The organism is Arthrobacter sp. B3I4 (assembly GCF_030816855.1).
Lineage (GTDB): Bacteria > Actinomycetota > Actinomycetes > Actinomycetales > Micrococcaceae > Arthrobacter.
The window spans coordinates 1,961,365-1,980,310 of record NZ_JAUSYK010000001.1; the positions used below are offsets into that span (position 1 = coordinate 1,961,365).

An 18,946-nucleotide genomic window follows, 5' to 3' on the forward strand; every position below is an offset into this window, starting at 1 on the left:
ACCGGGCGCCTGATGACTTCTGACGCTGTGCCGAGCCTTGCCGAAGCCGTCCGGAAGGCGACGGCCCTGCTGGCCGCCGCCGGCGTCCCGAGCCCCAAGGTCGACGCCGAGCTCCTCGCCGGTCACCTGCTCGGCGTCGGGCCCGGCCGGGTCCGCGCCCTGGTGCTCGGCGACTCGCCGGCGCCGGAAGGCTACGCCGAACTCGTGGCGGAGCGCGCGCAGCGCATCCCGCTGCAGCACATCACCGGCGTGGCGCACTTCCGCTACCTCGAACTGGCGGTGGGCCCCGGAGTCTTCATCCCGCGGCCGGAAACCGAGTCTGTGGTGCAACTCGTGATCGACTGGCTTCAGGACCGGAAGTTGGCACGGCCCAAGGTGGTGGACCTCGGGACCGGCTCCGGGGCGATCGCCGGCTCGATCGCCCACGAGGTCCCCGATGCCGAAGTCCACGCCGTGGAGTTCAGCGAGTTCGCCCACGCCTGGGCGGCCAAGAACCTGCTGCCGCTCGGCGTCCGCCTGGTGCGCGGGGACCTCCGCAATGCGCTGCCCGAACACAACGGCAGTTTCGACGTCGTCGTCTCCAATCCGCCCTACATTCCCGCCGAAGCGGTCCCCAACGAGCCCGAAGTGGCACTGCACGACCCGCCCGAGGCCCTCTACGGCGGGGGAGCGGACGGCATGGAACTGCCGACGGCGGCGGCCGCCTCGGCGGCCCGTCTGCTGGTGCCCGGCGGATACTTTGTGATGGAGCACGCCGAGGTCCAGTCCGGGTGGGTTGCCGCGATGCTGGAGCGCTCCGGCCACTGGTCCGGCATCGCCACGCACCGGGACCTCAACGGACGGGATCGCGCCACCACCGCCGTGCTCAAACCGGCCGACGCCGACAGCGACGATGGGCCGGCAGGAACGATAGCTTCGACAGGAATGGCAGGATGGTCCAGTGACGACTAGCTACGATTGCACAGACGCAGGCCAGCGTGCCGCCGGGCTCGAACACGCCCAGCGGGCCATCCGGGAACAGAAATGCGTGGTCCTTCCCACCGACACCGTCTACGGCATCGGCGCGGATGCCTTCTCGCCGCAGGCCGTGACCCTGCTGCTCGCGGCCAAGGGACGCAGCCGCCAGATGCCGCCGCCGGTGCTGATCCCTCGGCTCAACGCCCTCGACGGCCTGGCCACCGACGTCCCGGCCGAGGCCCGCCGGCTGGCCGAGGCATTCTGGCCCGGCGGACTGACGCTGATCCTGCACGCCCAGCCTTCCCTTGACTGGGACCTGGGCGAGACCAAGGGAACGGTGGCGCTGCGCCTGCCGGCCGACGACGTCGCCCAGGACCTCCTCACGCTCACCGGCCCGCTGGCCGTGTCCTCCGCCAACCGCACCGGCCAGGCAGCCGCGCAGAGCGCCGCCGAAGCCGAGGCCCAGCTGGCCGAATCGGTGGAGGTCTACCTGGAGGACGGCCACCGGCCGCTGGAAGGCGACGGCGCCGCGCCGTCCACCATCATCGACGCCACGGCCCTGCCGCTGCGCGTGGTCCGCCAGGGGGCCATCAGCCTCGAACGGCTGCGCGAAGTGGTGCCCGGCGTGCTCGGCGCCGGCGAAGAACCGGCCGCCGCCCCCGAAGAACCGGCCACCGCCCCCGACGATTCCCCGGAGAACTAGATGCAGCCCAAAGTCGCCGTCGCGGCCGTCACCTTTGACCGCCACGAGGAACTCGCCCTGCTCCTGAAGGGACTGGCCGCGCAGACCGCACCGATCCACTCGGTCGCCCTCGTGGATTCCGGCACCGTTCCGGCCACCGACGTGGTCAGCGCGCACGGAGCGGAGAACATCAACTACCTGCGGTCGGAGGCCAACCTCGGCGGTGCCGGCGGCTTCGCCTACGCGATCCTGGCCGCCATGGCCAGCGGCGCCGAGTGGATCTGGATGATGGACGACGACGGCCACCCCGAGGACGCCAGCTGCCTGGCGGAACTGCTCAAGACGGCCGAGGAGCACCAGCTCGACATTGTCAGCCCCCTGGTCGCCGCCACCGCCGACCCGAACCGGCTCTCCTTCAACTTCCGGATCAACGGTCTGCTCACCAACGACCGGTCCCGGCTGGCGCCGATGGGCTACCTCCCGGACATGGTGCACTTCTTCAACGGCGCCCTGATCCGCACCGAAGTTTTCTACCAGGTCGGCATCCCGGACGTGAAGTTCTTCATCCGCGGTGACGAGGTGGACTTCCTGTCCCGGGTGAAGAAAGCGGGTCTGAAATACGGCACGCTGGCCACCGTGGCGGTGCAGCACCCCGCCACCTGGACCGAGATGAAACCGGTTTTCGGCGGGTTCATCACCCCCGTCATTCCGGAGGGCGAGTTCAAGCGCTACTGCTACTTCCGCAACCGCGGCTACCTGACCCGGAAGTACCGGAACCTGCGCTGGTTCAGCGCCGACATCGTGGGCTTCCCTTACTACTTCCTGAAAACCGGCGACCTCAAGGGCCTGACGCACTGGTTCGGGGCCTACTCCACCGGCTTCCGCGGCAAGGGCTTCGGCTCGCCCGCGAAGCTGATGTCCGCCCGCAGCTAGGCCCGCCGTGGACAACCTGTACGCCGTCGTCGTCACCTACAACCGCGCCGACCTCCTGCGCAACCTGCTGGACTCCTTCGCCCGGCTCGGCACGGGCCCGGCGCGGATCATCGTGGTCGACAACGCCAGCACCGACCATACGGCCGACGTGGTCGCCGCGGCGGCCGCCGCCGGCGGGCCGCCGATCCGGTACGAGCGGCTCGGCGAGAACCTCGGCGGCGCGGGCGGGTTTTCCCGCGGCGTGGAACTGGCCCTGGAATCCGGCGCCGAGTGGCTGTGGCTGATGGACGACGACGTCGAGGTGCTCCCCGGCGCGGTGGAGGCGCTGGAGAAGTTCACGCCGGAGTACTCCTGCCTGATCGGACGCCGTTACGACGCCAACGGCAAACCGTTCTTCTGGCAGCACCATTTCGTCGACGCGCTGGGCATCTTCCTGCCGGTGTCCGGGGACGTGTTCCGGCACTCGGACGTTTTCCGCACCAATGTCGGCAACTTTGAAGGGATGCTGGTCAGCGCCGCCGTGGCCCGGAGCATCGGCCTGCCGGATCCGAGGTTCTTCATCACCTGGGACGACGCGGTCTACGGCTGGCTCGCCGCGCAGCAGACCCCCGTGGTCTACGTCAACGCCTTCGTCATCAAAAAGGTCCGTGCCCAGCGGCAGGTGGACCTGGGGCTGCGCCACCTCAACGATTCTTCGGACCTGAGCCGCCGCTACGTAATGCGCAACCGCGGCCACGTTGCGCAGTACCTGCGGGCGCGGGGGAAGTTCAACCCGCCCGGTTTCGCGGCCGGGACGGCGTTGACCTTCCTGAAGGAAATCGTCCGCCTGGTCCTCGTTGAGCGGACCCTGAAGGGGACCGGTGCGCTCTGGCAGGGATGGCGTGAATCCCGCGCCATCCTCGCCGACACCGGCTGGAAGCCCATGCCCCCGGTGCCCGCGTTCCCCGGAAGCGGTGCCGAAAGAGATTAGTATCGTTCTAGGTCCCGACGCCGTCCGACAGTTTGCGGCGGGGCATTTTGAAACAGGCGCCTCGCCGCCGTGGTAGTGGAAGTCGGTTGCAATCTCCGTTGAGTACGAAATCTGAAACGCGCGAACCTGCCGCAGGGAGGGACGAAAAACCCGCCCTCTGGATCTGGATCCAGCTCTTCCTCGACTCCATGTCGTGGATCGTTGCGATCGTCCTGGCGCTGCTGCTGCGCTACGAGATGGGGATCCGGGTCGAGCAGTTCGCCGGCGCGTTTGTCATCGCCGCGATCGCCGTCGTCGCGCAGGTGCTGGTGGGCTACGCGCTGGCCCTCTACCGCGGCCGGTATCCGTTCGGCAGCTTCCAGGAGGCCAGGGCGCTGGTCTTCGTCACCGTCATAGTGGCCGCTTCCATCACCGCGAGCCTGCTGGTGCTGTACGAGGCGATCAACATCGGCCGCAGCGTGGGCCTGATCGCCTTCCCCTTCGCCTGCCTGTTCATGGGCGCAGCACGCTACGTCAAACGGCTCTACGTGGAAGGCCGGACCCGGCCCGGCGACGGGGCGCAGAACACCCTCATCTACGGTGCGGGCTTCCTTGGCAACTCGCTGTTGAACCGGATGCTGCAGGATCCGGACTCCCCGTACTTCCCGGTGGGCCTCATCGATGACGACCCCGCGAAGAAGCACCTCCGGCTTTCCGGCGTGCAGGTCCAGGGCCGCGGGGACGACCTTCCGGCGATCATCCGCCGCACCCGCGCCACGATCCTGGTCCTGGCCTTCGCCAACGTCGAGGCGGCCGTGGTCCGCCGGATCTCGGACGCTGTTGCCGGGCTGAACATCCGCGTGCTGGTGCTCCCGCCACTGCGCGACATGCTGGGCAGCGGGGCGCCCGCTGGTTTCTCCGACTTCCGCGACGTGGCCGTCGAGGACCTGATCGGCCGGCGGCCCGTCGACATCAAGGTCGATGAAATCGCCGGTTACATCAAGGGCAAGCGGGTGCTGGTGACCGGTGCCGGCGGGTCCATCGGTTCGGAGCTCTGCCGGCAGATTGTCCAGTTCGCCCCGGCGGAACTGATCATGCTGGACCACGATGAGACGGGGCTGCAGCACACCCAGATCTCGATCACCGGCCGCGGCCTGCTCGCCGGGCGGGACACCGTGCTGGCAAACATCCGCGACGGCGAGGCGCTGCACAGCATTTTCCAGGACCGGCGCCCCGAGGTGGTGTTCCATGCCGCCGCCCTGAAACACGCACCGCTGCTCCAGCAGTACCCCGTCGAGGCCTGGAAGACCAACGTCTGCGGCACGCTGAACGTCCTGCGCGCGGCCCAGCGTGCCGGTGTCTCGCACTTTGTGAACATCTCCACCGACAAGGCGGCCAACCCCACCACCGCCCTTGGCCACTCGAAGCGTGTTGCGGAGAAGCTGACCGCCTGGATGGCCGGGCAGACCGCCGGCAAGTTCGTATCCGTCCGTTTCGGCAACGTCATGGGCAGCCGCGGCTCGATGCTGCCCCTCTTTACCGAGCAGATCCGCGTCGGTGGCCCCGTCACCGTTACCGACCCCGACGTCACCCGCTTTTTCATGACCATTCCCGAGGCGTGCCAGCTGGTGATCCAGGCCGGCGCGATCGGGGCAGGCGGCGACGTCCTGATCCTGGACATGGGTGAACCGGTCCGCATCCTTGACGTGGCGCAGCGGATGATTGCGATGTCCGGCAAGAAAGTGGACATCATTTACACCGGGCTGCGGCCGGGGGAGAAGCTGCACGAGGAACTGGTCGGCACGGGCGAACTGGACCAGCGCCCCCTGCATCCGAAAATATCGCACACCCGGGCTTCGCAGCAGGATCCGGACAAACTCGACCTCGACGTCTGGCTGGCCCGCTGTGAGGCGGAGCAGGGCGTCAACGTCGCGGAAATCCCCGACGATGAGTCGGACGAGACGGGCCCGATCGGGATCGTCAGGGTCGCGTCATGACGCCGATGGTGCTCACTGCCGTCATCACCCTGCTGGCAAGCCTGCTGCTTCCGCTTGCGGTTAGGCCGTGGCTGGTCCGGATGGGCGTGGTGGATGTCCCGTCCGCCCGCTCCTCGCACGTTAAAGCGACCATCCGCGGCATGGGGGTGGCGGCGGCCCTGGCCACCGCCGCAGGCTACCTTGCCGCTGTCCTCCTCGGGGCCGTCACAGTGGACCGGTCAGTGTTCGCCGCCGTGCTGGCCACCATTGCCGCCTGCGCCGCGGTGGGATGGGTCGAGGACCTGCGCGGCATGTCGATCCGCGGCCGGGCCGCCGCCCAGCTTGGCATCGGTGCGGCCGGCTCGGCGGCGCTGATCGTGCTGACGGGGCAGTCGTTCTGGTGGCTCCCGCTGGCTGCCGTCGCGATCGCAGCCTACGTCAACATCGCCAACTTCATGGACGGCGTCAACGGAATCTCCGGCCTGCACGGCGTTACGGCCGGAGGCGCCTACGCAGCGGCGGGCTTACTGGCCGAACAGCCCTGGCTGACCGCGGGCGGCACCGTCCTGGCGATGTCTTTCCTCGGCTTCCTGCCGTGGAACCTGGGCCGCGGTTCCGTCTTCCTGGGCGACGTAGGCAGCTACCTGCTGGGCGCCTCAGTCGCCGCCCTTGCGGTGGCGGGCTTCTTCAGCGGTGTCTACGTCGAATATGTCCTCTCGCCGATCCTTGTCTACGCTGCGGACACCGGCTACACCCTGCTGCGCCGGATCAAGGCGGGGGAGCGGTGGTATGCCTCGCACCGCGAGCATGTCTACCAGCGGCTTACCGACGTCGGTTTCACGCACCTGCAGTCGGCCGCTACGGTCACGGCGTGCACTCTCGCGGTGATCGTCCTTGGCTTCGTCGCCGCGACCGCGCCGCTGCCCGCCGTCGCTCTCTGTGTGGCGGGCAGCTTGCTGGTGCTGGCTCTCTACCTGGCCAGCCCGGACCTGATCCGCCGGCACCGGCGCCGTTCCAAGGTCACCCGGCTTCCTGTGGCCTAGCTGTGTTCTATCTCGTGTAGAATTCAGGTGCGGCTTAGCGCCGCGTTCCTGCCTTAACCTCCAGCGACGATTGGGATCCCATGACCTCCAACGCCGAGTCCGGACGCACGTCCGGCAACGGACCCGTTGGCGTTTCAGGACCCACGACCTCGCTCTGGCTGAGGCTGCTGGCCATCAGTTCCGCCGCGGCCGGGGCGGCGCTGCTGCTCACCGGCGGGCTCGCCCTCGTGTTCAACGGCGGCACCGGAGCTTGGTCCAGCCTCTTCGGCGGAGCACTGGTGATGGCATTTTTCGCCATCAGCCTCGCGATCGGACACTTCGTCGGCCGCAACAATCCCTCCGGTGCCATCGGGATGTTCGTCGCCACCTATTTCGTCAAGGTGATCGGCTTCGCCGTCGTGCTCTTCGTGCTCGGGGCACCTGCCTGGCTGCACGAGCGCTGGTTCCTGATCGGCGCCGTCGTGAGCGTCGTCGCCTGGCAAGCGGCCGAGATCATTGGCTTCGGCAAAGCACGGCTGCAGATCTACAACGACCCGGATTCGACCGAAGGCGGCCCGCATGCCCAGCCGTAAAGAGCGCGGTAAAAACACCCCGCAAACACCTAGGAGAACCGGTGGCGCCCCCGGCGTGTCGCAGGACGGCAACGACGGCGGATACAACGCCGGAATCGCTGTGTTCAGCTACATTGTTGGCGGAATCATCGTCTGGAGTTTGATAGGGTGGGGTCTGGATAATCTGTGGGGAACCCGCTGGATTGTGCTCGCAGGCGGCCTGCTTGGAGCTGCTGGAGGGTTCTATCTTTCTCATATGCACGGACTCACCAGTTCCCGAAATACGGCTGGTGAAGACGGCGCTGCAGGTGGCCCGTCGAAGGACGCGGAACAGTAATGCCAAAAAATTTCACAGGGGGAATGGCTGACAGAAATGCCACCGTTTCCCGCCCAACGCCCAATGATGGACACTGCAGAGAGGAAACGCGTTGATCGCGCTTGCGCTCCCGGCCCAAGATTCAGGAGAGTTCACTCCTCCTGGAATTGAACAATTGCACCTGCCGGCTATCCTGCCTTGGGGTGCGGCCGAAGGATTCTCCAAGCAGATGCTGCTGGTGATCCTCTCGGTCGTCATTATCGCCACTTTCTTTGTGCTGGCTGCGCGTAAGCAGCAGCTCGTTCCCGGCAAGCTGCAGTTCGCCGGCGAGGCCGCCTACGGCTTCGTCCGCAACGGCATCGCCAAGGACATCATCGGCGGCAAAGACTTCATGAAGTACGTCCCGCTGCTGTTCAGCCTGTTCTTCTTCATTCTGGTGAACAACATCTACGGCGCCATCCCGGTTCTCCAGCTCCCGAGCTTCTCGCATGTCGGCGGCGCCTACGTGCTCGCCGCGATCGTCTACATCACCTGGATCGCGATCGGCATCAAGAAGAACGGCTTGAGGTACTTCAAGCTGGCCACTGTGCCGAGCGGCGTCCCCATCTACATTCTTCCGATCGTCATTCCGATCGAGATCATCTCTAACTTCCTGGTCCGGCCGGTGACGCACAGCCTCCGTCTGTTCGCCACCATGCTGGCCGGTCACCTGATCGTGATGATTGCCGGCTCCGGCATCGAGTTCCTGATCATGCAGGAGAACGTCCTGCTGAAGGGCGCCTCGGTCCTGGTCCTGGCCGGCTCGCTGGCGATGTACATGCTGGAGGCGCTGATCATGGCGCTGCAGGCGTACGTCTTCACGCTGCTGACCGCGATCTACATTGAAGGCGCACTCCACGCCGACAGCCACTAAGGCACCCACAAACTTCCCCTTCGGGGGATGAAGCAACCCAAACAACCTGCCACACGGGTGGCATCTTGAAAGGAAGAAAAATGGAAGGCTCCATCAACGGCTCCCTCAACCTCATCGGCTACGGCCTCTCGGCCATCGGCGGTGGTATCGGTGTGGGTCTCGTGTTCGCTGCTTACATCAACGGCGTCGCACGTCAGCCGGAAGCCCAGCGCGTTCTGCAGCCGATCGCATTCCTCGGCCTTGCGCTGACTGAAGCCCTCGCCATCCTCGGCCTGGTCTTCGCATTCGTTCTCAAGTAAACCTTCAGAACCCAGCGAACATCCAGAACCGAGTAGATAGGACGGGTGAAATATGAAGCAGCTGATCATCTCAGCCGCCACCGAGGGTGATACCAACCCCCTCGTTCCCAACATCTGGGAAATGTTTGTCGTCCTCGTAGGCTTTGCTGTCCTCATGTTCATCGTGACGAAGTACGTCGTCCCGATGTTCGAGAAGAACTTCGCAGAGCGTGCAGAGGCGATTGAAGGCGGCATTGCCAAGGCCGAAAAGGCGCAGGCGGAGGCTTCTGCAGCACTCGAAGAGTACAAGCAGCAGCTGACGGACGCCCGAGCCGAGGCCAACCGCATCCGCGAGGAAGCCCGTGCCGAAGGCGCCCAGATCCTTGCGGATCTGAAGGAGAAGGCAGCTGCTGAGTCTGCCCGCATCACCGCCCAGGCACACACGCAGATCGAATCCGAGCGCCAGGCGGCCGTTGTGTCGCTCCGCGCGGAGGTCGGCACGCTGGCTACCACGCTGGCAGGCCGAATCGTCGGCGAGGCCCTCACCGACGACGCGCGGGCAGCCCGTGTGGTTGACCGCTTCCTGGCAGATCTGGAGAACCAGAACGCAGGTGCAGCTAAGTAATGGCAGGTGTATCGAGCGAATCGCTGACCGCGGCACTCGTCGCGTTGGAGGCCAAGCTTCCCAACGCCTCGCTGCAGTTGGCTACGGAACTCTTCGCAATTCTGGGAACGGTGGACAGCTCGGCTGGCTTGCGCCGTGCCCTGACTGATCCGTCCCGCAGCGGGAAGGAAAAGTCGGAGCTGGTCACGCAGCTTTTCAGCGGAAAAGTCTCCGCTGATGCTGTGGAGATCGCGAGCGGGCTGGCCAGCTCACGCTGGGCGTCGGCTCGCGACATCGGCGATGCACTCGAAACGCTTGCCGCTTCGGTGGTAATCGCCGTTGCTGAAAACAAGTCGGCAGTCTCTGCCTCTGGCATCACTGGACTGGAAGCGTTGGAGAACGACCTGTTCACCTTCAACCAGGCCGTCGATTCCAGCCACGAGGTACAGCGTGCCCTGTCCGAGCCGCAGGCGAGCCAGGCCTCCAAGGCTGCCCTCGCCGGCAAGCTGGTACCCGGTGCCAGCGAAGAAGCCAGGGTCCTCATTGGCCAAGCAGTCTCGCAGCCCCGCGGGCTCAAGGTCACCAAGCTCGTCAGCCGTTTTGCCGAGCTTGCAGCCAAGCGCCAGCAGCGCTGGATCGCCACGGTCGGCGTTACCCGTCCGCTGACGGAGGTCCAGACCAGCCGCCTGCAGGCAGCGCTCAACGCTTTGTACGGCCGCGAGCTGAAGATCAACATGAACGTTGACCCGGCACTGATCGGTGGCATCCGCGTCCAGATCGGCGACGAAGTGGTTGACGCTTCGGTCCTCGCCCGTCTGGGCCAGCTCCAGCGTCAGCTTGCCTAGTTAGCCGGACAAGCACAACTTACCGACAAGAAACCCCGGTCATCGTGAGCAACGATGATCACGAAAACAGGAGAGCAGGGACTGCAGATGGCCGAATTGACCATCAACGCCGACGACGTCCGTAATGCGTTGAACGAGTTCGCGGCGTCCTACGAACCCGGAAACGCAGAGCGCGTAGAGGTTGGTCGTGTAACGACCGCAGGTGACGGCATCGCCCGTGTTGAGGGCCTTCCCTCGGTCATGGCGAACGAGCTGCTTCGCTTCGAAGACGGCACGCTGGGCCTGGCCCAGAACCTCGACGTCCGCGAGATCGGTGTCATCGTACTCGGTGACTTCCAGGGCATCGAAGAAGGCCAGGAAGTGCACCGCACCGGACAGGTTCTGTCCGTTCCGGTCGGCGACGCCTTCCTCGGCCGTGTTGTTGACCCGCTGGGCCAGCCCATGGACGACCTTGGTGACATCAAGGCCGAGACCACCCGCGCCCTGGAACTTCAGGCGCCCGGCGTGACCCAGCGCAAGTCGGTCCACGAGCCGATGCAGACCGGCCTGAAGGCCATCGACGCGATGATCCCGATCGGCCGCGGCCAGCGCCAGCTGATCATCGGTGACCGCCAGACCGGCAAGTCAGCCATCGCCATCGACACGATCATCAACCAGAAGGCCAACTGGGCTTCCGGCGATGTGAACAAGCAGGTGCGCTGCATCTACGTCGCCATCGGCCAGAAGGCGTCCACGATCGCGGCCATCCGCCAGACGCTTGAGGACAACGGCGCGCTGGAATACACGACCATCGTGGCTTCCCCCGCCTCCGACCCCGCAGGCTTCAAGTACCTGGCACCGTACGCCGGTTCGGCCATCGGCCAGCACTGGATGTACGGCGGCAAGCACGTCCTCATCGTGTTCGATGACCTGTCCAAGCAGGCCGAGGCCTACCGTGCCGTGTCGCTGCTGCTGCGCCGCCCGCCGGGACGCGAAGCCTACCCGGGCGACGTGTTCTACTTGCACTCCCGCCTGCTGGAGCGTTGTGCCAAGCTCTCCGACGAACTGGGCGCAGGTTCCATGACCGGTCTGCCGCTGATCGAGACGAAGGCGAACGACGTTTCCGCCTACATCCCGACCAACGTCATCTCGATCACCGACGGCCAGATCTTCCTGCAGTCGGACCTCTTCAACGCCAACCAGCGTCCCGCTGTCGACGTCGGTGTGTCCGTCTCCCGCGTCGGCGGCGCCGCGCAGGTCAAGTCGATGAAGAAGGTCTCCGGCACCTTGAAGCTGGAACTGGCCCAGTACCGCGACATGCAGGCTTTCGCCATGTTTGCCTCGGACCTGGACGCCGCTTCCCGCCAGCAGCTGACCCGTGGTGCTCGCCTGATGGAACTGCTCAAGCAGGGCCAGTACTCGCCGTTCCCGGTTGAGGATCAGGTCGTCTCCATCTGGGCCGGCACCAACGGCTACCTCGACGACGTTCCGGTGGAGGACATCAACCGGTTCGAGACCGAGTTCCTGGAGCACCTCAAGCACAAGTCCTCCATCCTGACCACGCTGGCGCAGACCAACGTTATGGACGATGACACCGCTGCAGCGCTGAAGGCCGCGATCGTGGACTTCAAGAAGGGCTTCTTCGGCGAGGGCGACAGCCTTCTGGTCGGTGCGGGGCATGAGGAGTACTCCCCGATCGACGAGGGCTCAGTCGACCAGGAAAAAATCGTCAAGCAGAAGCGCTAGTTCCGCTGGCAGGGACTGCTGGGACCCTCGCGGGTTCCGGCAGTCCCGGCCACCGGGATCTTAGGAAAGGATAAGTATGGGAGCCCAGATTCGGGTCTACCGCCAGAAGATCAGCTCGACGACGTCGATGCGCAAGATCTTCAAGGCGATGGAACTGATCGCTACCTCGCGCATCGGCAAGGCCCGCGCACGCGTAGCGGCTTCACTGCCTTACGCAAACGCGATCACGCGTGCCGTTTCTGCTGTCGCAAGCCAGAGCGAAATCGACCACCCGCTGGTCACCGAGCCGGAGCACATCCGCCGGGCCGCCGTCCTGGTCATCACCTCCGACCGCGGCCTCGCAGGGTCCTACTCGGCGACGGTGCTCAAGCAGGCGGAGGGTCTCGTCGAGCTGCTCCACGAGGAAGGCAAGGAAGTCAAGACGTACGTCATGGGCCGCAAGGCGCAGGCATACTTCGACTTCCGGAACCGCCCCTACGAGCGGGTGTGGACCGGTAACACGGACGCACCGCAGTTCGAGACGGCACGGGAAGTCGGCGAAGCACTGCTGGCCGACTTCGCCACAGCCTTCGAAGAGGGCGGCGTTGACGAGATCCATGTCGTCTACACCCGCTTCAAGTCCATGGTGACGCAGGAGCCGACGGTTATCCGCCTACTCCCGCTGGAGGTCGTTGAAGAGCAGGCTGCTTCCGAATCGGATCTCCTGCCGCTTTACGAGTTCGAGCCGGAGACGGAGCAGGTTCTCGATGCCCTGCTGCCTCGCTACATCGAGTCACGCATCTTCGCAGCCATGCTGCAGGCAGCGGCTTCCGAGCTCGCCGCCCGCCAGCGGGCGATGAAGTCTGCCGGCGACAACGCCACGGACCTCATCAAGAAGTACACGCGTCTGCGCAACACTGCCCGCCAGGCTGAAATTACGCAGGAGCTTTCCGAGATCGTGGCAGGTGCCGACGCGCTGAGCGCGTCCTAGCCTGCACGCCGCGGACCCAGCTGTACCTGCACCACAGAATGAACTTAACCGCCCACGCCATCTACTGAGTGAAGTGAGAGAGATGACTGCCACTGCTACCGAACACGTAGCCGCAACGTCCGGTGCCACCGGCCGTATTGCACGTGTTATTGGCCCGGTTGTCGACGTCGAATTCCCGGCTGACGCAATCCCCTCGATTTACAACGCACTCACCACGGAGATTACTCTCAACGGTGAGACCAAGACCATCACCTTCGAAGTTGCGCTGCACCTCGGCGACAACCTCATCCGCGCCATCTCGCTGCAGGCGACCGACGGCCTGGTCCGCGGCACCAACGTCATTGACACCGGTGCCCCGATCTCCGTTCCCGTCGGCGACGGCGTCAAGGGCCACATCTTCAACGTCCTGGGCCAGCCCCTGGATGTGACCGAGTCAGAGCTTCAGATTTCCGAGCGCTGGCCGATCCACCGCAAGGCCCCTGCCTTCGCAACGCTCGAAGGCTCCACCGAGATGCTGGAAACCGGCATCAAAGTCATCGACCTGCTCACCCCGTACATCAAGGGCGGCAAGATCGGCCTGTTCGGCGGTGCCGGTGTCGGCAAGACCGTGCTGATCCAGGAAATGATCACCCGCGTCGCCCGCAACTTCGGCGGCACCTCGGTGTTCGCCGGTGTCGGCGAGCGTACCCGTGAAGGTAACGACCTGTGGGTTGAAATGGAAGAAGCGGGCGTCCTCAAGGACACCGCCCTTGTCTTCGGCCAGATGGATGAGCCGCCGGGAACGCGTCTGCGCGTGGCCCTGTCCGCCCTGACCATGGCGGAGTACTTCCGCGATGTGCAGAACCAGGACGTGCTGCTCTTCATCGACAACATCTTCCGCTTCACCCAGGCCGGCTCCGAGGTTTCCACCCTCCTCGGCCGCATGCCGTCGGCAGTGGGCTACCAGCCCAACCTGGCCGATGAGATGGGCCTCCTGCAGGAGCGCATCACGTCGACCAAGGGCCACTCCATCACCTCGATGCAGGCCATCTACGTTCCCGCAGATGACTACACCGACCCGGCTCCGGCAACGACCTTCGCACACCTTGACGCGACCACGGAACTTTCCCGTGAAATCGCTTCCCGTGGTCTGTACCCGGCCGTTGACCCGCTGACGTCGACCTCCCGCATCCTGGATCCGCAGTACATCGGACACGACCACTACAACACGGCCGTCCGCGTCAAGCAGATCCTGCAGAAGAACAAGGAACTCCAGGACATCATCGCCATCCTCGGTGTCGATGAGCTCTCCGAGGAAGACAAGATCGTCGTGTCCCGTGCACGCCGCATCCAGCAGTTCCTGTCGCAGAACACCTACACCGCAAAGCAGTTCACCGGCGTCGAAGGCTCCACCGTGTCCATCAAGGACACTGTCGAAGGCTTCACCGCGATCTGCGACGGCGAGCTGGACCACATTGCAGAGCAGGCGTTCTTCAACGTCGGCGGCCTGGATGACGTCGAGCGCCAGTGGGCCAAGATCCAGGAACAGACCAAGTAATATGGCTGAGCTTGAGGTTGAGATTGTCGCAGCGGACCACTTCGTGTGGTCCGGAGCGGCCAAGATGGTCAAGGCCCGCACCAGCGATGGTGAAATCGGAATCCTGCCCGGCCACTCGCCCCTGCTGGCGATTCTGGCCGAAGGTGAACTGGCCATCGAGCCGGTCTCCGGTGACCGCATTGCTGTAGTTGTCGACGGCGGATTCTTCTCCGTCGACAACAACCGGGTCGTCATTGTGGCTGACAACGCCCAAATGGGTGATGCGGCTACCGCGGGGATCCGCTAGCCCTACCTTGATGAACGATTCAGGTCTTCCGTTCATCATTCTGGCAACGGCATTTGCGTTGCTGGTCTTTGCACTGTGCCTCTCCGGGGTGCGCCGCTTCAATTTGCGGCGCGCCCTGGGCACGGTGGACGCCTCCATTTGCGTTGCTGGAAACAGCTGGCAGATGGGGGTTTGTCGTTATCAGGACAATGACCTGGAATGGTTCCGGCTCGCCTCGCTGAGCGTGCGGCCCAAACACACTTTCCGCCGCAGCTCGCTTGAGCTCACCGGCCGCCGCCAACCCACCGAAACCGAAGTGGTGAAGGTGCCGCCCGACTCGGTGATCGTCGAGCTGCGGTACGAGGGCCAGGATGTGCTGCTGGCCATGAGGTTTGATGCCTATACCGGTCTCTCCTCCTGGCTGGAGGCCGGACCGGTCATCGGCGTCGGCACCTGGCGCTAGCCGGTGGACTTCCTCGAAGACATCCGGCTCGTGGACGGGCCGGTGCTGTGGACCGCCTGGGCCGTCGGTGTGGGCGGCCTGGCCTATCTGCTGTGGCGCTGCGGACGGCGCCACACCGTGGGCGTCTCGGCAGCCGTGCTCTCCGCAGCGCTCCTGCTCGCCGCAGCCCTTGTCGCCGGCAGCCACCTCCTGCTGATCTACGTCCTCTCGGTCTTTCCCGAGGAACTTCCCTGGGAAGTCCTTGCCTGGAGTGTTCCCGCCGTCGCCGCGCTGCTGCTGTGGCTGCTGCGCTTGCACGGCATCTGGGGCCGAAAACCTTTCCTCGCCAGCGTCCGCAGTCCCGCCCGGCCGGTCCCGCACCGTGCCCGCTCCACCGCTGCGGCGACGGCCGCGCTGGTGGGGGCCGTGGTGCTGTCTGCGGTGCAGGTGAACGCCTACTTCGGGCTCAACCACACCGTGAGCGACCTGACCGGGACTGCCGTGGCCCGAATACCGGTCCTCGAGGAGGCGCTGAAGCGCCACCCGGGAGAAAGCAGGGCCGTCAGCCTCGCGGACTGGACGGCGCCGGAAGGGCTGCCCGCCGACGGGACCATCCGGAAGGCGAGCATCCCCGGCACGGTGTCCGGGTTCCGGAGCCGCGACGCCTACATCTACTTTCCACCGGCCTACCAGGGTTCGCCGAAACCGGCCCTGCCGGTGCTGGTGCTCTTCGCCGGCCAGCCCGGCACGCCGGCGGACTGGCTGACCGGAGGTGCGCTGCGCAGCCGGATGGACCGGTTCGCCGCAGGGCATGGGGGAGTAGCGCCGGTGGTGGTCGTGGTCGATCCCAACGGCACCCCCTCCGGCAACACCCTGTGCATGGACAGCCGCATCGCCCAGGCCGACACATTCCTTGCCCAGGACGTTCCGGCCTGGATCCGCAACACGTTCGACGTCGACCCGGACCCCGCGCAGTGGGCCGCCGGTGGCTTTTCCTTCGGGGCCACCTGTGCCATCCAGATGGTCACCCGGCACCCGGACATCTACAGCGCGGCGCTGGCCTTCTCCAGCGAGAAGGAACCTGCCCTTGCCAAGGAGCGGCAAAAGACCATTGAAGGCTCCTTTGGCGGCGACACGGCGGCCTTCGAGCGGCTGACACCGCTGCGCCTGATGCAGGAACGCCGCTTCGACGGCAAAGCGGTCTACTTCGCAGCCGGCGAGCGTGACCCGGAATTCCTCGAGTACATGACGCTGCTGTCGGCAGCGGCGAGGAAAGCCGGCTTCACCGTGGAATCCCACCGGGTGGCCAACGCGGGCCACTCCTGGGAGACCGCCTCCAAGGCGCTGCCCGGCGGCCTGGACTTCCTCGCTACGCGCTGGGGGATCAGACCGTGACCGGCCTGCGCCGTGTCGGCCGCCAGCTCCGGCAGCTGCCCTTCACGCTGGCCGTGCTTGCGGCCTTCCTGCTCACCGCGGCCGCCACCGGCAGCTTTCTGGACGGTCCACCGGAGTCCATGCTGGACTTCGCCTCGGTCAGTGCCCAGGGGCTGCAGGCCGGGCGCTGGTGGACGATGTTCACCTCGCTGTTCTTCGCCACCAACCCGCTGGCCTATCTCGCGGCGTCACTGATGATCCTGGGCCTGCTGGGTGTGTCCGAACGGCAGCTTGGCTCGGTCCGGACCGCATCATTCTTTTTTGCCGCACAGTTCGCGGCCGTATCGCTGTTCCTGCTGGTCACCCAGCTTGCCCGGTACGCCGGCGACGGCTGGCTCGGCCTGATGGTCGACGCTCCGCTGATCGGGCCTTACCCGGCCATCCTCGCCGTGGTGCTGGCGGCCTGCGGACTGCTGCCAACGCTTTGGCAACGCCGGTTGCGGACCGCGGTGGTCTCCGTCGCCGTCGTGCTCGTGCTCTACGTCGGCCACCCGGAAACCGTGGTGGGCCTGGCCGGTGCGCTGGTGGGGCTGATCGCCGGGTGGTGGCTGCAGGGGGACAAGGGGACCCTGCACCGGCACCGTTCCACCGGCCGGGAAACCCGGAATCTGCTCGCCCTGACGGTGGCGATCTTCGCCGTCGGGCCGATCCTCACAGCCGCCGTGCGGGCCCCCACCGGGCCGCTGGCACTGCTGCGCGACGTCGTGCTGAACCCGCTGCCCACCCTGAACCAGCTGGAGCAGAACTGCGGCGGGACCGTCGACGCTAACTGCCTTGAGGTGGGCCGGGCCGGCTTCGCCGGCCCGCTGGGCTTGGCTCTGGCCGTCGTTCCGGTGGTGCTGCTGCTGATTTGCGCCGACGGCATGCGGCACGGACGCCAGCTGGCGCTGCGGATTGCCCTTCTGGTCCAGCTCAGTGTCACCGCCTTAGCCTCCGTGTACCTGGCCTTGTTCGCCAGGATCCCGCACTACCCCAACCGGCCGCACACGGCGCTAATGGGCTCCGGATTCGTCCACGTCCTGCCGCTGGTGGTGGTCCCGCTGGCGCTCGCTCTGCTGCTGTTCGCGAACCGTCGCCTGTTCCGCGTGCAGACCACGGCCAGGGCCCGCCGCACCCTGGCGCTGGCAGTCGGCGGAACTTTCCTGGTGCTCGCCGGCGGCTACACTGCGGCCTGGTTTGCCGCCGGCGGGCTGGAACGCGACGGCGGCTGGCTGGGCCTTGCCGCGGAGCTGGCCAGGCAGTACCTGCCGCTGCCCATTCCCGGCGTCTACAGCCGGGTCTTTGAACACCGCAACGCGGTCGAATCATTCCTCTTCGGCTACTCCGGAATCGCCTTCTGGGTGGTGGCGCTGACCGGCGTCTGGCTCGTGCTGCTGCGCAGGCACCATGACACGGACGCCGGCGCCGGTGACCGGGACATCGCCCGCCGGCTGATCCGGCAGGGCGGCGATTCGCTGTCCTGGATGGCGCTGTGGGAGCCGAACAAATATTGGTTCAGCCCCGGCCAGCGCGGGGGAGTGGCTTACCAGCAGCACAACAACGTGGCCCTGACCCTGGCCGGACCCTTCGGGCCGGCGGAGACCAGGGAAGAGACCGCCGCGCAGTTCCTCGATTACTGTGCCGAACACGCCCTCATACCCTGCTTCTACTCATGCACCGACGAGCTCTGGCCCCTGCTTGAGGCGCGCGGCTACCGCCGGCTCGCCGTGGCGCAGGAGACCCGGCTCGAAGTCCGCGAGCTCACCTTCAAGGGCAAGGAATGGCAAAACGTGCGCACGGCGCTGAACCGGGCTGCGAAGACCGGCGTGCATGCGGTCTGGGGCCGCTACAGCGACTTTTCAGCGCCGCTGCGCGCCCAGCTCAGCGAAGTCTCCGAAGAGTGGGCGGCACGTAAATCCGTCCCCGAAATGGGCTTCACCCTGGGCGGGCTCGACGAGCTCGAAGACGACGACGTGCTGTGCTGCCTCGCTGTTGACGCGGAGGGCCAGGTGCAGGGTGTCACGAGCTGGCTGCCGGTCTACGACGGCGGAGCGCTGGTCAGCTGGACGCTGGACTTTATGCGGCGGCGCGGTGACGCCTTTCCCGGGGTGATGGAATTCCTCATCGCCTCTGCCGTTCTTGAGCTGCGCAATTCCGTGGAGGTCATTTCGCTTTCCGGGTCGCCGCTGGCTAAAGACGAAGCCCGCGAGGACGGCGGCGACGGGTCAAAGGCCGGTGACGGGCTCGCGGGAATCCTGGACGTGGTGGGCGGAGCACTTGAACCTGTTTATGGATTCCGCTCGCTCGCCATCTTTAAGTCCAGATTCAAGCCCGAGTACCGAACGCTGTATCTCTATTACCAGGATCCGCTCCAGCTGCCCGCCATGGGCCGGGCACTAAGCCGGGCCTACCTGCCGGACCTTTCAGTTCGGCAAAGCGCACGGTTGCTCCGCACGCTCGTGGGCTAAAGCAATTGCAGCCCGGGCCGCGGGTTTAAACAAAAATGATCCCCGGCATTGCGGCCGGGGATCATTTTATTCGAGGACT

19 protein-coding genes are annotated in these 18,946 nt (G+C 65.8%); all 19 read left to right on the top strand.

Features of this window, described 5'->3' with window-relative positions; all coding sequences use genetic code 11:
• The first annotated feature begins 12 nt into the window (after nt 1–12).
• The 19 genes from prmC to QFZ61_RS09300 all read left to right on the top strand — a co-directional run bounded on the left by prmC (nt 13) and on the right by QFZ61_RS09300 (nt 18,867).
• Nucleotides 13–951 (top strand): peptide chain release factor N(5)-glutamine methyltransferase, encoded by a 939-nt coding sequence (gene prmC, locus QFZ61_RS09210; protein ID WP_307035347.1) that lies wholly within the window; start codon nt 13–15, stop codon nt 949–951.
• On the top strand, nt 941–1,660 hold the full coding sequence (locus tag QFZ61_RS09215; RefSeq protein ID WP_307035349.1) for an L-threonylcarbamoyladenylate synthase: 720 nt from the start codon (nt 941–943) through the stop codon (nt 1,658–1,660). The genes prmC and QFZ61_RS09215 overlap by 11 nt, the downstream gene beginning before the upstream one ends.
• Entirely contained in the window at nt 1,661–2,572 is a 912-nt protein-coding gene (locus QFZ61_RS09220) for a glycosyltransferase (protein ID WP_307035351.1), read from the top strand.
• 7 nt (nt 2,573–2,579) lie between these two features.
• On the top strand, nt 2,580–3,542 hold the full coding sequence (locus QFZ61_RS09225) for a glycosyltransferase (protein ID WP_307035353.1): 963 nt from the start codon (nt 2,580–2,582) through the stop codon (nt 3,540–3,542).
• A 98-nt stretch (nt 3,543–3,640) separates the two neighbouring features.
• Nucleotides 3,641–5,518, top strand: a complete 1,878-nt coding sequence (locus QFZ61_RS09230; RefSeq protein ID WP_307035355.1) for a nucleoside-diphosphate sugar epimerase/dehydratase — start codon at nt 3,641–3,643, stop codon at nt 5,516–5,518.
• Entirely contained in the window at nt 5,515–6,540 is a 1,026-nt protein-coding gene (locus QFZ61_RS09235; RefSeq protein ID WP_307035358.1) for a glycosyltransferase family 4 protein, read from the top strand. The genes QFZ61_RS09230 and QFZ61_RS09235 overlap by 4 nt, the downstream gene beginning before the upstream one ends.
• Nucleotides 6,541–6,620: 80 nt before the next feature.
• Nucleotides 6,621–7,112, top strand: coding sequence for a hypothetical protein (locus tag QFZ61_RS09240; RefSeq protein WP_307035359.1), 492 nt, complete (start codon nt 6,621–6,623; stop codon nt 7,110–7,112).
• Nucleotides 7,099–7,428, top strand: coding sequence for a hypothetical protein (locus tag QFZ61_RS09245; protein ID WP_307035361.1), 330 nt, complete (start codon nt 7,099–7,101; stop codon nt 7,426–7,428). The genes QFZ61_RS09240 and QFZ61_RS09245 overlap by 14 nt, the downstream gene beginning before the upstream one ends.
• Nucleotides 7,429–7,519: 91 nt before the next feature.
• Entirely contained in the window at nt 7,520–8,320 is an 801-nt protein-coding gene (gene atpB, locus QFZ61_RS09250) for a F0F1 ATP synthase subunit A (RefSeq protein WP_307035363.1), read from the top strand.
• 80 nt (nt 8,321–8,400) lie between these two features.
• Nucleotides 8,401–8,619 carry an ATP synthase F0 subunit C gene (atpE, locus tag QFZ61_RS09255; RefSeq protein WP_003804776.1) on the top strand — a complete coding sequence of 73 codons (219 nt, stop codon included), beginning with the start codon at nt 8,401–8,403 and terminating at the stop codon, nt 8,617–8,619.
• A gap of 52 nt (nt 8,620–8,671) precedes the next feature.
• Nucleotides 8,672–9,223, top strand: a complete 552-nt coding sequence (locus QFZ61_RS09260) for a F0F1 ATP synthase subunit B (protein WP_307035366.1) — start codon at nt 8,672–8,674, stop codon at nt 9,221–9,223.
• Nucleotides 9,223–10,047 carry a F0F1 ATP synthase subunit delta gene (locus QFZ61_RS09265; protein ID WP_307035368.1) on the top strand — a complete coding sequence of 275 codons (825 nt, stop codon included), beginning with the start codon at nt 9,223–9,225 and terminating at the stop codon, nt 10,045–10,047. Before QFZ61_RS09260 ends, QFZ61_RS09265 begins: the two co-directional genes overlap by 1 nt.
• An 87-nt stretch (nt 10,048–10,134) precedes the next feature.
• Nucleotides 10,135–11,772: a F0F1 ATP synthase subunit alpha gene (gene atpA, locus QFZ61_RS09270; protein WP_307038097.1), complete on the top strand. Its 1,638-nt coding sequence runs from the start codon at nt 10,135–10,137 to the stop codon at nt 11,770–11,772.
• A 76-nt stretch (nt 11,773–11,848) separates the two neighbouring features.
• The gene (locus QFZ61_RS09275; protein WP_307035369.1) at nt 11,849–12,742 is read left to right on the top strand and encodes a F0F1 ATP synthase subunit gamma; all 894 of its coding nucleotides are present in this window, start codon (nt 11,849–11,851) and stop codon (nt 12,740–12,742) included.
• A gap of 82 nt (nt 12,743–12,824) precedes the next feature.
• A complete protein-coding gene (gene atpD, locus QFZ61_RS09280; RefSeq protein ID WP_307035372.1) occupies nt 12,825–14,279 on the top strand; it encodes a F0F1 ATP synthase subunit beta in 1,455 nt (484 codons plus the stop codon).
• A 1-nt stretch (nt 14,280) separates the two neighbouring features.
• On the top strand, nt 14,281–14,565 hold the full coding sequence (locus tag QFZ61_RS09285; RefSeq protein WP_104172348.1) for a F0F1 ATP synthase subunit epsilon: 285 nt from the start codon (nt 14,281–14,283) through the stop codon (nt 14,563–14,565).
• A gap of 10 nt (nt 14,566–14,575) precedes the next feature.
• Nucleotides 14,576–15,007 (top strand): DUF2550 domain-containing protein, encoded by a 432-nt coding sequence (locus QFZ61_RS09290; RefSeq protein ID WP_307035375.1) that lies wholly within the window; start codon nt 14,576–14,578, stop codon nt 15,005–15,007.
• A gap of 3 nt (nt 15,008–15,010) precedes the next feature.
• Nucleotides 15,011–16,381, top strand: a complete 1,371-nt coding sequence (locus QFZ61_RS09295) for an alpha/beta hydrolase family protein (protein ID WP_307035377.1) — start codon at nt 15,011–15,013, stop codon at nt 16,379–16,381.
• Nucleotides 16,378–18,867, top strand: a complete 2,490-nt coding sequence (locus QFZ61_RS09300) for a bifunctional lysylphosphatidylglycerol flippase/synthetase MprF (RefSeq protein WP_307035379.1) — start codon at nt 16,378–16,380, stop codon at nt 18,865–18,867. The genes QFZ61_RS09295 and QFZ61_RS09300 overlap by 4 nt, the downstream gene beginning before the upstream one ends.
• Nucleotides 18,868–18,946: the final 79 nt, after the last annotated feature.

What these genes read in the sequence shown, in the direction of transcription:
- atpE (WP_003804776.1), top strand. Translation starts at nt 8,401, where the DNA reads ATGGAAGGCTCCATCAACGGCTCCCTCAACCTCATCGGCTACGGCCTC.
- atpA (WP_307038097.1), top strand. Translation starts at nt 10,135, where the DNA reads ATGGCCGAATTGACCATCAACGCCGACGACGTCCGTAATGCGTTGAAC.
- QFZ61_RS09245 (WP_307035361.1), top strand. Translation starts at nt 7,099, where the DNA reads ATGCCCAGCCGTAAAGAGCGCGGTAAAAACACCCCGCAAACACCTAGG.
- QFZ61_RS09290 (WP_307035375.1), top strand. Translation starts at nt 14,576, where the DNA reads ATGAACGATTCAGGTCTTCCGTTCATCATTCTGGCAACGGCATTTGCG.
- QFZ61_RS09220 (WP_307035351.1), top strand. Translation starts at nt 1,661, where the DNA reads ATGCAGCCCAAAGTCGCCGTCGCGGCCGTCACCTTTGACCGCCACGAG.
- QFZ61_RS09275 (WP_307035369.1), top strand. Translation starts at nt 11,849, where the DNA reads ATGGGAGCCCAGATTCGGGTCTACCGCCAGAAGATCAGCTCGACGACG.
- QFZ61_RS09285 (WP_104172348.1), top strand. Translation starts at nt 14,281, where the DNA reads ATGGCTGAGCTTGAGGTTGAGATTGTCGCAGCGGACCACTTCGTGTGG.
- atpD (WP_307035372.1), top strand. Translation starts at nt 12,825, where the DNA reads ATGACTGCCACTGCTACCGAACACGTAGCCGCAACGTCCGGTGCCACC.
- QFZ61_RS09235 (WP_307035358.1), top strand. Translation starts at nt 5,515, where the DNA reads ATGACGCCGATGGTGCTCACTGCCGTCATCACCCTGCTGGCAAGCCTG.
- prmC (WP_307035347.1), top strand. Translation starts at nt 13, where the DNA reads ATGACTTCTGACGCTGTGCCGAGCCTTGCCGAAGCCGTCCGGAAGGCG.
- QFZ61_RS09260 (WP_307035366.1), top strand. Translation starts at nt 8,672, where the DNA reads ATGAAGCAGCTGATCATCTCAGCCGCCACCGAGGGTGATACCAACCCC.
- QFZ61_RS09265 (WP_307035368.1), top strand. Translation starts at nt 9,223, where the DNA reads ATGGCAGGTGTATCGAGCGAATCGCTGACCGCGGCACTCGTCGCGTTG.
- QFZ61_RS09240 (WP_307035359.1), top strand. Translation starts at nt 6,621, where the DNA reads ATGACCTCCAACGCCGAGTCCGGACGCACGTCCGGCAACGGACCCGTT.